The organism is Arthrobacter sp. RIT-PI-e, from assembly GCF_001187915.1.
Lineage (GTDB): Bacteria > Actinomycetota > Actinomycetes > Actinomycetales > Micrococcaceae > Arthrobacter_D.
In genome coordinates this window covers 1-13,557 of record NZ_LGIU01000066.1, presented here as the reverse complement: position 1 = coordinate 13,557, position 13,557 = coordinate 1, and the positions used below count along the sequence as shown (strand labels likewise).

Sequence of the window (13,557 nt, the reverse complement as noted above, 5' to 3'; positions counted from 1 at the left end):
AGCACGCTGGGTCATGAGGTGGAAGCCCGCCCTGAACGCGTTCGCGATCACCTTCGCAGGACGCTTCGAGAAGACCAACTACTAATGAAAACGCCGGACCCCACACACCGTTTATCGGACAGACCCCCTGGTACCCAAGTGGGTATTAGCTAATAAACGGTATTTGTAATCCTCGATGTGACATGTCGGGATGTGTGGATGTCGTAGACGCCACACCATCGTTTATGCAGTCCGCCGGCGTCTTGGGATGGGTTGTTACTCGCAGGGCATGTAGTGCGTTATGGGTCGGGCCGTCGCATCGACGAGCTACCGCTCTCCTCAATGATTGAGGAAGTTTCGCTGTGTTTTGCGCGGTGGATGACATGCCGTATATCAAAAGCGGCCCAAGGAGTCCGATTAGGAGGCGCTGGGGTCTTCTATCTCTAGTTTCTCGTCGTCGAGGTCGTTCGGACTTGTTGCGGCGATCGGGCGGGAGCCGGTCAGGTAGCCGGCTCGTGCCAGGGTCATGGTGCCCACGGCTGCGGTGAGAAGCTGTGCAGGGATGGCGATGAGTGCCTTTACCGCGTTGAGCCAGGAGAAATCGATGACGAGGGCTCCGAGGATGATCGCCGCGACGCCCAGGCCGGCCGCTGTTCCCACTGCACTTGCCTGGAGGTAGATGTCTTTGAAGCGGAGGAGGCCGATTGCCGCGACGAGAAGTATGAAGGTGCCGGAGAAGATCAGGATGAAGCCGACGATGGCGAAGCCGAGGTCGGGGATGACCTCGTTCATCGGGTTCCTCGTTGGATGAGGCGTGCAAGGGACACGGTGGCAAGGAAACCGACGACGGTCGCGATGAGGATAATGTCGAAAATTGCTTCGATCCCGAACTGTAGGCAGGCCAAGGTTGCGCTGCCCACGAAACCGAAAAACACGAGTTCGGCTGCACCGGCGCGACCCGCTGGGGTGGGACTCAGGTACACCTGCGACCCGGCGATGATCAGTGAGAGGGCGATCATCGCGATCGCGATGGCGTTGATGACCAAAAAGATGTTCATCGGTGATCTCCTTCCGGGGTGGACGGCTGCTTGCTGAGCCCTTCGTCATCGGGCCGCTCGAGAGCGTCGGGAATCCGGTGGTGGGCACGAAGGAAACGGTGCTCGAGTTCACCGATGGTGTTGATGAGGTCAGCCCGACTCTCGACGAACATCCCGTGCACATGGAGGACATGCCCGGAGCGGTCGATCGATAGGCACAGCGTTTCCGGTGTGATGGTGATCAGGGACGCCAGAAGTGTCACCTCGGCATCCGTCCGTGAACGGATAGGCACCCGCACTATGCCCGGTGAAGTAATGAGCCGCGGCGAGAGGATGACCCTGCTGACGCGCAGGCTGGAGCGGAACCAGGTGGCCAGGTACCATGCTGCAAAGCCGATGATACGCGGCAGCCAGGTGAGTGTGTGCCTCATAGACGGACCCTTCTACGCAACTGCCAAGTCATTCCGGTATTGAGCGTGCCATGTGTTCTTCATGGTTCTAGGACTGCACGGACGTAACTGGAGGTATCCAGAAGCCCCAGGGCGGCCTGCTCCGACAAACCGAGCAGCAGCTGACTCCCGAGCCCCAGCACGAGGGTGATGCATGCGAGGGTGATGGACGGCAGGGCCAGATTGAGCGGTATGCGGATCCGGTCACGGGTAATCCCCCGCACCGCGGTAACCGCTTCGGGGTGATCCGGGTCCTCGGCGAGAGGGTGCTGGAGCCCTGAACTGTAGTCGATGGCATTCCGCTCAAGGTCTTCGGGCTCAGTACCGTTGAAGACCCCGTTCCAGATCTTCAGCATCGACAGGACGGTGAACAGACTCACCACCAGGGCCACCACCGCTACCACCATGGCTCCGTCGTCAACCGCAGCTGTGATCAGTGCGAGCTTCGCAACGAAACCCGAGAACGGTGGAAGTCCAGCCATGGAGAGGGCGGACACCATGAAAGCGACGGCTATGAGTGGCTCCCGCTTCGCCAATCCTCCCAAACGATTCAGGTCTCCCGTGCCGTAGGTTTCCTCGATGGCGCCGGTGGAGAGGAGAAGGGATCCTTTGACCACCATGTTGTGCAGCAGGTAGAAAATCCCGGCCGTGAGCCCAAGGGTGGTGAACAGTCCGACGCCGAGAAGGATGTAGCCGATCTGACTCACCATGTGAAACACGAGCACCGAACGCATCGTGCTCTCACCCATGGCGCCGAACACTCCGACCACCATGGTCAGTGAGGTAATGAGCAGTGCCACCCACAGGAACGTGTTGTCGCCGTCGAACACCACGGCGTAGATCCGATAGATCGCATAGACGGCCACCTTCGTATGGAGGCCGGAGAACAGGGCGGTGACAGCCGGAGAGGTGAAGGTGTAGGTGCGGGTGAGCCACCCGTGCGCCGGGAAGACGGCCGCTTTGACAGCCAGTGCGCAGAGCACGATGCCGACGGCGATCGCCACGGTGGTCGATTCTTGTGCAGCTCCTGCCAGTTCGGCCAGATTGACGGTGCCGGTGACGGCATAGACAAGTCCTGTACCCGTGAGGAACATGGTGCTCGCGAGCAAGTTGACGGTTACGTAGAGGCGCCCACCATTAATGCTTCGCCTATTACTCATCATGATGAGCAGCCCATAGGAGGGCAGTAACATCACCTCGATGAAGACGAACAGGTTGAAGAGATCTGCGGTCATGAGGGCTCCGCAGACGCCCGTTCCCAGGACCAGCATGAAGGGCGAGAAGAAGTGCCCGCGCGCCTCACGGGTAGCGATCGCGAAGTGTAGGCAGACGAGCATCAAGAGACTTGCGGTCGTCATCATGAGTGCGGACAGTGTATCGACGACGAAGGGAATTGAAATCCCGTTGGGCCACAACGCGATTCGGTGAGCGATGACTCCGCTCTGCGCCGTCGCGATCACAAGACCCACAGAGCCGGCGAGCATCCCGAGAAGTGTTCCCAAAGTCAGAAGGTGCCGGAGGACGGTGTGTCCGCGCAGGACAATCAGGAGCGCGACGATAACAAGTGGTACCGCAACGTAGAGGGGTAGGAGTGCGCCGATCAAGGCGTTCATCAGCCTTCATCCTCCGTATCGTCGCCGGTCTCACTCGTGACGGCGAGTGCTGACATGAGCATAGTGATCGCGAAGGCAATGACGATCGCGGTGAGCACGAAGGCCTGAGGCAGCGGGTCCGCCGCCCCCGCGAGACCATCCGCGCCGATAGGTGCGTCACGTCGGGCAGCGTTGCCCGCTGCGAAAAGGAAAAGATTCGCTGCATGGCTGAGCAGGATGAAGCCGAGAATGATCCGGATCATGCCTCGCTGCAGGATCAGATAGACGCCTGCAGCGGTGAGCAGGGCGATGGTCAGTGAGAGCGTCACGAGCTTCCCTCCTTCTCTGCTTCGGCAGCTGGCCGGAGTGCATCTTCCTCCTGCGGGCCTGCGGAATGTCTCGGTGCCTGTCCGAGGTAATTGAGTGCCACCAGGACCAAACCCACGACGGCTAGGTACACGCCGATATCGAAGATCAGGGTCGAGGTCAGGTCAAAGCTCATGCCGAACGGCAGAGGAACCTCGACGTAAAGCGGTCGAAGGAACGAACCGTTCACCCAACCTGTTGCCCCAATGAGCGTGGCTATGGCAATACCGGCGGCCATGATGGTTCGGTAGGGCAATCGGGTGGGTGATTCCCGATCCGTCGGTGCTCCCAGATAGGCCAGGCACAGCGCTGTCCCCGCCACGAGGGCGGCGATGAAGCCGCCGCCGGGTTCGTAATGACCTCGTACCAGGAGGTAGAGGGAGAAGATGCCGATGAGCGGGGCGAGCCAGCGAAAGAGCGTGCGCGTAGGGAGTGTGTTGTCTACGTGGTCGATCAGAGCGGATTGGTTCCACTGTCTGAAGTCATTGACGTGCTCGTCAAGGGACCGACGCGAGGTGAGAACCGCGATGATCGCCAGGGCGGCCATCGTGACGACTGTCAGCTCACCCAGTGTGTCGAGGGCGCGGTAGTCGACGAGGATCGCGGCGACGATGTTGGTTCCGCCGGTGTCCTGGTAGGTGTTCTCGAGGTAGTACTGCCCGAGGGCGGAGACGTCACGGCGTCCTGTGAGCGCGAATGCAGCCCCGAAGGCAAGGACTCCGGTACCTAGTGCGGCAGCAGCGGACACGGCCGCTCGTGTTCTGCGCGTCTTGTGGAAGTTCCTGGGGAGCTTGCGTAGGGCAAGTACGAGAACCACGGCGGTGAGGATCTCGACGAGTATTTGTGTCATACCGACATCCACGGCGCCGAGCGTGATGAACCAGATCGAGACCACGTAACCGGCGGCACCCACGAGCAGGAGTGCTGTGAGTCGTGAGTGAGTGGTGACTGCGCCGAGGAGGAACAGGGCGATCATCGCGAGCAGTACCCAGTCCGATGTTTGATCGAGGCCTTCGACCTGAGCGCTCAGCACTGGTGCGGACACCACGGCACCGATGCCGAGGGCGGCAAGGAGAATCCATGGAGCACCGAGGTGGACGTACTGCTTGTCGGTTCTGGTGAGGTCGCCCACGCGAGTACCCGTGCTAATTGCACCTCGCCGCAAGGACTCGATGATTCCGACTCCGGTGAAGGGCAGCAGCTCCCGGTTTAACCACTGATCGATCGGGGCACGGAATACAACTAGGACCACACCCGTAACCAGTACGAGGACCGATAGGCCCAGTTCTGGGGTGAGCCCGTGCCACAGAGTCAGGTCAGGATCGTGATACGAGCCCGTAGCGGCCTGGGTTGCCCCCTGGATAAGGGGATCGAGATGACCGGCGAAGAGGCCGAGTACTAACCCAGCGACAGCTGGCAGAGCCGCCGGAATCAGGAAGAGCGCGGAGGCCTCCGCCGGTTTCTGTTCGGGGTCGTGATGCTCTCCGGCAGGGCCCCGAAGCCGAGGATCCTCCACTCCGCGGTAGTTCCAGAACCCTCCGAGCACGATGCGGCAGGAGTAGGCAAAGGTCAGGGTTGCAACCGCCACGGCGGCGCTTGTTGCGAGAACCGCTGGTAGGCCTCTGTGCGGCGCGTCGATAAAGGCTGCGAAGATCGTTTCCTTGCTGATGAAGCCCAGTAGCGGGATCACGCCGGCCATGGAAAGCGCCGCGAGGATCGTGATGATCATTGTCACCGGCATGACGCGCCGTAGCCGGTATAAGCCGCGTAGGTCTCGAGTGCCGGTTTGGTGATCGATGATGCCCACCGTCATGAACAGGGTTGACTTGAACAGGGCGTGCGCGAGGGTGTGCACGGCCGCTGCCTTAAGGGCGTCGGGAGTGCCCAGCCCGATCACCGCCACGAGGAATCCGAGTTGGCTGACCGTGGAGTAAGCCATGATGGCCTTGAGGTCATGGCGTTGCAGTGCGAAGAGGGCACCCATCAGGGCCGTGACGAGGCCTACGGTAACTAGAAGAACCTGCCACACGGTGTTGTCGCCGAACAGGGGCGTGAAGCGCATCAGCAGGTAGATACCGGCCTTCACCATGGCTGCGGCATGGAGGTAGGCGCTGACCGGGGTAGGTGCAACCATTGCGTCCGGCAACCACATGTGGAAGGGGAACTGCGCGGACTTGGTCATCGCCGCGACTGCGACGAGCACCGCGGAGGCCGTCAACGCAGTGGGATCATCCGCCCAGGCGTCACTGACCAACGCGGCCGAGAGCTCAGTGGTACCGGTCGTCGTGATGATGAGAATCACGGCGAAGAGCAGGCAGAGTCCCCCGGAGGCGGTGATCAGGAGGGTCCTGACCGCCACCGGACCGGCCTTCGGGCCCGAGCGGTTGAGGAGGAAGAAGGAGCACAGGGTGGTTAGTTCCCAGAAAACGAACATGAGGACGACGTCGTCCGCGACGACCAGCCCCACCATCGCGAAAGCGAAGAGCAACATCCACCCGAAGTAATCGGCGTGAGTGACACCCTTGGCAAGATAGCGGGCCGAGTAAGCCATGACGAGCGCCCCGATGAACAGCACCAGGAACACGAAGAGCATCGCCAACCCGTCCATTCGCACACGGAGCGCGATATCGAGGGTCGGTATCCAGGGAATTGCCTCCTCGCGCATACCGCCGAGGTCGCTCAGGGTCGTAGCTGCAAGAACGCCGAGAACCGCGAGAGCTCCTGCCGCAATCCAGCCGACGTCGCGGCGCATCGCTTGAGCGCCGACTACACCGAGGCAAGCGGTGAGGAATGTTGACACGAGCAGGATTAGCAGGGTCACCGCGAGGCCCTTCACATGAGAACGACAGTGCCTACATGGTTCCACCACGTAGGTAGTGCCGACGGTTCGCGCACCATCTATAAGTTTCTCATCCCTTGCGTCCCCGCTGGAATGTGACGGCGTATGATACTCCAGTGTTACGCGCCACGCCCGGGATCGAGTAATTTTCCCTAGAGTTGTAGAAGAACCGACACGCCTGATGGCGTCCGTTACCATCCCGGGGAAACATGATGAGAATTACCGATACGAGCGACCTGTGGTGGAAGACAGCGATTTTCTACAACCTCAATGTCGAAACCTTCATGGACTGGAACGATGACGGCGTCGGAGATTTCGAAGGGCTCGGCCAACGGCTCGACTACCTTGAGGAACTGGGTGTGACCTGTCTCTGGCTAGCACCTTTCTACCCGTCCCCACGCGAGGACAACGGGTACGACATCTCGGACTACTTCGGGGTCAACGAGCGTAATGGGAACCTTGGCGACGTCGTGGAAGTAGTCCGTACAGCACACGATCGAGGAATGCGGGTCATCGTTGATCTGGTGGTCAACCACACGTCCGTTGAGCATCCCTGGTTCCAAGCAGCCCGTTCCAGCCGTGGGAACCGTTTCCGTGAGTTCTACAACTGGCGCGATGAAGTGCCCGAGAACGGCCGCGCCAACATGTTCCCCGACAAGGAAGATGGTGTCTGGACCTTCGATGAGCGGGCCGGACAGTTCTACGAGCACTCCTTCTACCGGCACCAACCGGATCTCAACACCGCGAATCCCGTAGTCCGTGAGGAGATCGCGAAAGTCATCGGATTCTGGCTGCAGCTGGGTATCGACGGTTTCAGAGTGGATGCGGTCCCGTTCCTGATCGAAGCCGAGGGGGAGAACGAACACGACTACCTCCGAGCCCTTCGCAGCTATGTAGGACGCCGTAGCGGTAACGGCATGATGCTCGGCGAGGTGAATCTGCCCTATGAGGACCAAGAGGTGTACTTCGGTGCTCACGGTAATGAGCTCACGATGCAGTTCGACTTCGTCGCGAACCAGTACCTGTACCTCGCCTTAGCGCGGCGGGATGCAACTCCGCTGATCGAAGCGCTGTCAACACGTCCGAAAATTTCCACCGCCAACCAGTGGGCGAACTTCGTACGCAATCATGACGAACTGACGCTCGATCAGCTCAGTAAGGACGAACGTACCGAGGTCTTCGACGCCTTCGCGCCCGAGGAATCAATGCAAATCCACGGGCGCGGCATCATCCGACGGTTACCGCCAATGCTGGGTAATGACCCCCGACGCGTTCGGATGGTCTACAGCCTCGCCTTCTCCCTACCCGGCGCCCCCGTGCTGTACTACGGCGAGGAAATCGGTATGGCGGAGCACGCTGATGTACCGGGACGCTCGGCCGTACGGACACCGATGCAATGGTCCAGTGAGCTCAACGGAGGCTTCTCGAGAGCGGATCCGGAACAGTTACCGCTGCCCTTAGTCGAAGGAGGTGCCTCACCACTGCATGTAAGCGTCGCCGCTCAGCAAAACGACCCTCATTCGATCCTGCACTTCATCCGAAAGCTCACGGCCGCCTACAAGAAGTCACCCGAGATCGGGTGGGGAACATTCGAGATCCTCGAACAGGAGCACAGCTGCATCTTCGCCCACCGCCTCACCGGCGAAACGGGACAGTTCATCGCGCTGCACAACTTTTCTGCAGAGCCGTGTCGAGTAAGCATCGAGCTGGGGGAAAATAACGACATCAGTCACATCGTCGACCTCCTCGACGACGAGAACGCAGCTCTCGCCGACGGGTTACTTGAAATTGATTTATCGGGTTACGACTACCGATGGTTCAGGATCGTGCGACCGGGAGAGAAACGAATTCTCTAGGTCCTCGACAGCATACGAAAGGAACAGTGAGCATGGTTTCTCCTACACAACGACCATCACGTAACGGAGCCGTCAGCTGGGCGGTAGCCGCGGCCGTCATAGCCAGCTTCGCCGGCTTGTCCCTAATCCGCGCCGATCACACGTTCCTGTTCGTCGTCAGTGGTGTCCTGGCACTTCTCGCCGTTGTTCTCGCTTTCCGATCAGCAGCCCTATTTCGCCACGGGCATCGCATCGACAAGGAGTCTTAATATCCGCCATCGTTTCCTAGCGTGAAGCAGACGACGGTCGTCGCAGACAGCCGAGTGCCAAGAGTTGCTACCAGCGAGCACAACCAGATCTGCCCTTAGCAGGGTAAGCACTGGATGGCAGAACCCCGATCGGTAGTGCATAGATCCTTCGATGACTGCCTACACCCGTATCTGCACACATCGAGTGAGCGGGACGAGAACATGCCAACCTGATCGATCTGGTCCTACCCGTGCCCCTGGCTCAGCAACTCTGCGCCGCGCCGCACAATAACTGGGTGATGGTGCTGGTCCGTTGCGCTGCGCAAACCCAGCTAGCACTAGGTCGCCTTACTCGGTTTCGGCCACGGCGTTAGCACAGAGCAAAACATCGATCATGGTTCGATCACGGTTTGCGGTAGGTTGCGCATCAAATTCGAGGGCCCGTCGGTCAGTGCTTCAATCAATGGGCCGGCAGGGTAGAGAATGTGAGGTTCTGTCATCGTGGTGATTCCGTTCGAGAGGGTTGTAGGAGACTCCTCGAAGGATCAGGCGATGGTCGTCTTCTTGCATCTCACGATGATGAACCGGCAAGTGCGGGTCATCACCATGTGCGCACAATTCGCGGCGGTAATCAAAAACCGTTGATGCTGGGAAGATCAAGTCCTAGGACTCTGGCCGTGAGTCGCCCCAATGACTACTACCGCTCGAAGCTCAGCTGGTTATGATCACAGTTTTACGCGTCCATTCGGTCTCGCTGAGGGCGGAAGTCATGAAGTGCGCGACGTCTGCTCGGCTGATGGTCGGGTTACCTTGCATGGGTAGATCCTCGGCGGAGGTGTAGTGCGCCGTGCGTGGACCGTCAGTGAGGCGCGTTGGATACACCAGTGTCCAGTCGAGATCACTGCCTCTGATGACCTGATCGGCTGCCTTCTTGTTCGCGTAGAGGGAGCGCAGCAGCGTGCTGTAGATCAGTTTCTGTGTTGGGCTGGCTGCCGCGAAGGAGTTGCCGACCCCGAACGAGGAGAGCCATACTATCCGATTGATATCTGCTGAGGCTGCGGCCCTGAGTGCTGCGCCGGCCGCTTCGGTGAAAAGCGTGCCAGGCCGCACACTCCTACCTGACCCGAGCGTTGAGACGATAGCTTGCTGCCCGTGTGCTACACGGGTGACATGTTCGCCGATGGTGGCGTCCCCTTGGACGACGGTGAGGCTAGGTTCGGCTTCGAGGGCCCCTGGGTTCCGGATGAGGGCGGTTACATCGTGTCCTGTCGAGAGGAGGCCGGTGAGCAGATGGCGACCCGTCGGCCCGGTCGCGCCGAGCACGAGGACCTTCATTCCGTTGCCGTCGTCGTGGACTCTGCTGCAGGTGCTGGAGGTCCGAAGATGACCGATTCGAGGGGGGCTTGGTTGGAGTGCATCTGCCATGCCACGTCCGCCAGGTCGGCCGGGTCGACACCGCCCTGACTCTCGCTAAGCTCAGGCGCCGCCGCTTGCGCGAGTTCTGCCATCTCGCTTCCCGCAATCGATGCACCGATGGACAGCACACCCGCGAAGACGCCCGACTCAAGGACCTCTCCATTCAATGAGTGGAAGTAGTTACGTGCTGCTGCCATAACGGGTGCGGGACCGCTGAGGTATGGGAGCGGGTGGGCCGCGAAGGATCCCTGTGTCAAGAGCACCGTCCCACTACCACGTGCAACCATGTTCGGCAGTACGGCACGGACCGCCGCTACCGGACTCATCAGCAGGAGAGGGATCAACTCCTGAAGGTCCGACGTGGTCACGTCCTTGGCAGGTGTGAAACCTTGATGGCCGCTGATGGGTCCATAAACCAAGACATCGATCAATCCGAGGGTTTCTTCGATATGGGAGATGAGCCCAGGGATGACCGCGGGCGTGGCCAGGTCGGCAGGGAAGGGTGTTGCCCGGATGCCCTCGCCTGCCAGCTCGGCCGCGATTGCCTCGAGCCGTTCGGCCCGCCGCCCGACGAGGGCCACATCGTACCCTTCACGGCCGAACCGCCTCGCAAGTGAGACCCCTAGGCCCGTACCAGCTCCGAGAATAGCGATGACACTTCCCATGTGAACTCCTCCATAAATTGACCTTGTGGTCAGGAAGTACTCAATCACCATGTTGACCATTTGGTCAAGTACACTCGAGTAACTGAGGGGAGGTATGTGATGAGGGCTGATGCACTGGCAAACAAGGAGAAGCTTCGTGTTGCGGCAGCGGCAGCATACGGTGAACGAGGGCTGACCGTCCCGGTCAAGGAAATCGCCCGGCGGGCGGGACTCAGCCATGGGACTCTGTACAACCTGTTTGGTACACGTGAGGCACTGATCGATGACGTCATTGGTGACATCGCGGCCCAGAAGCTCGAAGCGGTAGGCGTTACCGCACTGGAATTGGCGAGCCCGTGGGAGGGGTTTACGTACTACGTCGAGACACTATGCGGTTTGATGGCAACGGATCCCGTCATCAGTGACGTCGTCCGCCGGGCCGTTCCGAAGGCGACACGTATCGCCGAGATCTGCGACCGGTGCCACACCATGGGATCGCTCGTGATCAACCGCGCTAAGAACGAGGGATCCTTGCGCGCTGACTTCCAGGAAACCGATGTCATCTTCATCTTCGGTGCCTACGCATCCCTCGCCCGCGCCCTGGAGAATACAGCCTCCGGGTCCTGGAGACGCGGTATCGCCCTAATCCTTGATGGTCTCCGAGCCACTGCAGCACAACCGCTGCCCGTTCCGGAACTCACCCGCCAGCAACTCTTCGAGGTGAACAGTGCGCTCGGTTAGCCATGGTCAGCGACCAGCTACCGAATTTCCTCACCTCGCCCATGGTCACCACAGGTGAGGTGACCGCGAAGTAGCGGAAGACGAGCTTCACGATTCTTCTCATGTGAAGACTCAGTGAGTCAGTCAGACTTTCAGTACCCTCATCATCTGGTGAGTAGGCGTTTGGGTCGTTGCCAGGGCAGTGATGTCAGTAGTGCGGCGCCGATGATGGCTGTGCCGAACCAGCCGACGACGCCTGCCGGGATCGGTACGATGAGGCTCGCCCAGAGCAGGACTGCGAGGACCCCGAGTACGTAGGCGGCGCCGGCCTTGAGGTGGCGTAACCGGGAGAGCCCGTTCGTCGAGTCGATGCGCGAGGTCAGGCGGGTGAGGTACACCGCGCCGATACCGACCCCGAGCGCCGCTATGGCGGCCTGCTCGAGGTAGACCAGTCCTGTATCGGTCGAGGACAGGGTGTAAACACCGTCGAGGATCTCGAACAGCATGAAGACCGCCAGTGCGCGCTGGAACACCACCGTGGCGGCGTATACATGCAGCCGCCAGGGTGCGTCCGTATCGCCCTTGAGCGCTAGTTGCCCGATGAAGCGCATCCCCAGGTAGGTGAGGGTGCCGGTCACACTTGCGACCCCGACGACCACTTGATCGTTGGGGGGCGCCAGTGCGCTCATCAGAGAAGCTATGACCACGGCAGATCCCAGCGCCATGATGCGGGGACGGTTTACACGCGCGGCGGCGGCTTCGAGGCGCCCGAGCCAGGGGTGTGGGCGCGGTGCCCGGTCGATGTTGAACAGGTACTCGGTGAAGACGAGCCAGATGAACACCGCGCCGAACGCGGCGAGCCCGGGACGCGCGGCGCCGAGGTGTTCGTTGAACAGGGCCGGTTGCACGAGCGCTTCGGTGACCGCATCAGCGGGCGACTCTGCCTGGCTCACGGCGACCGCTGCCGGGGGTAGCAGTAGTCGCATGACGAGCACCCCTGTGACGAGCCCGACCGAGAGGAACACCCGGCGGGCGGGCGCGTGTAACCGTGCCGCGATACCCGCCATGGGGACCGATGAATCGATGCTCATGGCTATCTCGAGTACAACGAGGGCGACGAGCGCGAACGCAGCAGCCGGTGACACGAGCCACCACATCAGCGGCACCGCTGCAGCCGTGAGGGTCAGGGGGAGGGCGAGGGAGGAACGGGTAAGAAAACGCATGCACACTTTCGAAGGTCAAGAAGTGGTGGCACGTCCTCGAGCCCGAACACCCAGTCAAACAGACCCCACGTATGAACCAGTACAACTCTAGGTACTACCTACGCAACAGGCTCAAGACCTCTCGTCCAGTCGACATGTCACCAACAGCGGATATGAGCCTCGACCTCCTCACCGTCCGGCGGGCCCATGTCGACGGGTACCGCCACACCCTCACCGGTGCCCCCCCCACCATCCCCGGACCCTGGCCGCGCTGTCGAGCTTCTACCGCTACACCATCAATGACGGTGCCACCGCCTTCGAACCCCTCACAATGGTGACCCGGCCAGCGACGCCGACCACAGTTCAACGCAGGGCCTCACCCGCGACCAAGCGAGAGCTCTCCTCGCCGTGGCCCGGGTCGACGACCCGCGGTCCCACGCCCTCGTCGCGCTGCTGCTGTTCACCGGGATCCGGGTCGGGGAGGCCCTAGGGGCCAGCACCACCGACTACGGGCACGACGCCGGGCACCGCACCCTGACCATCCGCCGCAAAGGCGGCAAACACGCCAAGGTCGCCGTTCCCGCCCCCGCAGCAGTCGCCCTGAACGATTACCTAGAGACCAACGGCGCCGAACTCATCCACGTTATTGGGGAGGGTGCCCATCACTTGGTCGGGCAGCCGCTGTTCACCACCAGCACCGGCAAACCTTGGCAGCGTAGCGAAGCCTTCCGCACGATTCAGCGCCTCGCAGGCAAGGCGGGTGTCGAAGGGCGTATCAGCCCGCACAGTCTCCGGCACACCTTCGCCACCATCGCCCTGGACACCGGCACCTCTTTGCACGCCTTGCAGGACAGCCTCGGCCACGCCGACCCCCGCACCACCCGCCGCTACGACCGGGCACGCAACAACCTCACCAAATCAGCCAGCTACGACGTCGCTCGCGCCCTCGCATAAACGAATAGCCCCGAGCATGGCCACCCTGGATCGGTCGCTTCATCTGTCTTCTGGTTCTCGAGATGCATTCGAAAGGACCGCCAGGTCGACGTCGCCCACACACCGTTTACCGAACAGTTCCAACCTTTACATTTCCGAGACAGGCTCTGGGGGTCTGTCCGATAAACGGTGTGTGGGGTCCGGCGTTTTCATTAGTAGTTGGTCTTCTCGAAGCGTCCTGCGAAGGTGATCGCGAACGCGTTCAGGGCGGGCTTCCACCTCATGACCCAGCGTGCT

Annotated in this window: 11 protein-coding genes and 1 pseudogene; 3 read left to right on the top strand and 9 right to left on the bottom strand. The window is 60.9% G+C overall.

Annotated elements, in window-relative coordinates; genetic code table 11:
• Positions 1–396 precede the first annotated feature (396 nt).
• The 6 genes from AC792_RS09840 to AC792_RS09815 are packed head-to-tail and all read right to left on the bottom strand — an operon-like array spanning position 397 to position 6,244.
• Positions 397–771, bottom strand: a complete 375-nt coding sequence (locus AC792_RS09840) for a cation:proton antiporter (RefSeq protein ID WP_049830356.1) — start codon at positions 769–771, stop codon at positions 397–399.
• Complete coding sequence (locus AC792_RS09835) at positions 768–1,037, bottom strand: monovalent cation/H+ antiporter complex subunit F (protein ID WP_049830355.1); 270 nt, start codon at positions 1,035–1,037, stop codon at positions 768–770. The genes AC792_RS09840 and AC792_RS09835 overlap by 4 nt, the downstream gene beginning before the upstream one ends.
• Positions 1,034–1,447: a Na+/H+ antiporter subunit E gene (locus AC792_RS09830; protein WP_049830354.1), complete on the bottom strand. Its 414-nt coding sequence runs from the start codon at positions 1,445–1,447 to the stop codon at positions 1,034–1,036. Before AC792_RS09830 ends, AC792_RS09835 begins: the two co-directional genes overlap by 4 nt.
• A gap of 59 nt (positions 1,448–1,506) precedes the next feature.
• A complete protein-coding gene (locus tag AC792_RS09825; protein WP_049830353.1) occupies positions 1,507–3,078 on the bottom strand; it encodes a monovalent cation/H+ antiporter subunit D family protein in 1,572 nt (523 codons plus the stop codon).
• On the bottom strand, positions 3,078–3,386 hold the full coding sequence (locus tag AC792_RS09820) for a sodium:proton antiporter (RefSeq protein WP_049830352.1): 309 nt from the start codon (positions 3,384–3,386) through the stop codon (positions 3,078–3,080). Before AC792_RS09820 ends, AC792_RS09825 begins: the two co-directional genes overlap by 1 nt.
• Positions 3,383–6,244, bottom strand: a complete 2,862-nt coding sequence (locus AC792_RS09815) for a DUF4040 family protein (RefSeq protein WP_049830358.1) — start codon at positions 6,242–6,244, stop codon at positions 3,383–3,385. Before AC792_RS09815 ends, AC792_RS09820 begins: the two co-directional genes overlap by 4 nt.
• 227 nt (positions 6,245–6,471) lie before the next feature.
• On the opposite strand from AC792_RS09815, the gene AC792_RS09810 reads away from it, so the two are divergent.
• Complete coding sequence (locus AC792_RS09810) at positions 6,472–8,118, top strand: alpha-amylase family protein (protein WP_326948010.1); 1,647 nt, start codon at positions 6,472–6,474, stop codon at positions 8,116–8,118.
• A gap of 938 nt (positions 8,119–9,056) precedes the next feature.
• On the opposite strand, the gene AC792_RS09805 is transcribed toward AC792_RS09810, so the two are convergent.
• The gene (locus AC792_RS09805) at positions 9,057–9,680 is read right to left on the bottom strand and encodes an NAD(P)-dependent oxidoreductase (RefSeq protein ID WP_049830351.1); all 624 of its coding nucleotides are present in this window, start codon (positions 9,678–9,680) and stop codon (positions 9,057–9,059) included.
• Positions 9,677–10,486 carry an SDR family NAD(P)-dependent oxidoreductase gene (locus AC792_RS09800; RefSeq protein ID WP_235436617.1) on the bottom strand — a complete coding sequence of 270 codons (810 nt, stop codon included), beginning with the start codon at positions 10,484–10,486 and terminating at the stop codon, positions 9,677–9,679. The genes AC792_RS09805 and AC792_RS09800 overlap by 4 nt, the downstream gene beginning before the upstream one ends.
• 39 nt (positions 10,487–10,525) lie before the next feature.
• On the opposite strand from AC792_RS09800, the gene AC792_RS09795 reads away from it, so the two are divergent.
• Complete coding sequence (locus tag AC792_RS09795) at positions 10,526–11,146, top strand: TetR/AcrR family transcriptional regulator (protein ID WP_049830349.1); 621 nt, start codon at positions 10,526–10,528, stop codon at positions 11,144–11,146.
• A 143-nt stretch (positions 11,147–11,289) separates the two neighbouring features.
• Here the strand turns inward: AC792_RS09795 and AC792_RS09790 are convergent, their stop codons facing one another.
• Positions 11,290–12,348: a DUF475 domain-containing protein gene (locus AC792_RS09790; protein WP_049830348.1), complete on the bottom strand. Its 1,059-nt coding sequence runs from the start codon at positions 12,346–12,348 to the stop codon at positions 11,290–11,292.
• 366 nt (positions 12,349–12,714) lie between these two features.
• Between AC792_RS09790 and AC792_RS09785 the strand changes: the two are divergent.
• Positions 12,715–13,281, top strand: a pseudogene (locus AC792_RS09785) (tyrosine-type recombinase/integrase); the annotation flags it as partial.
• Between the last annotated feature and the right edge of the window lie 276 nt (positions 13,282–13,557).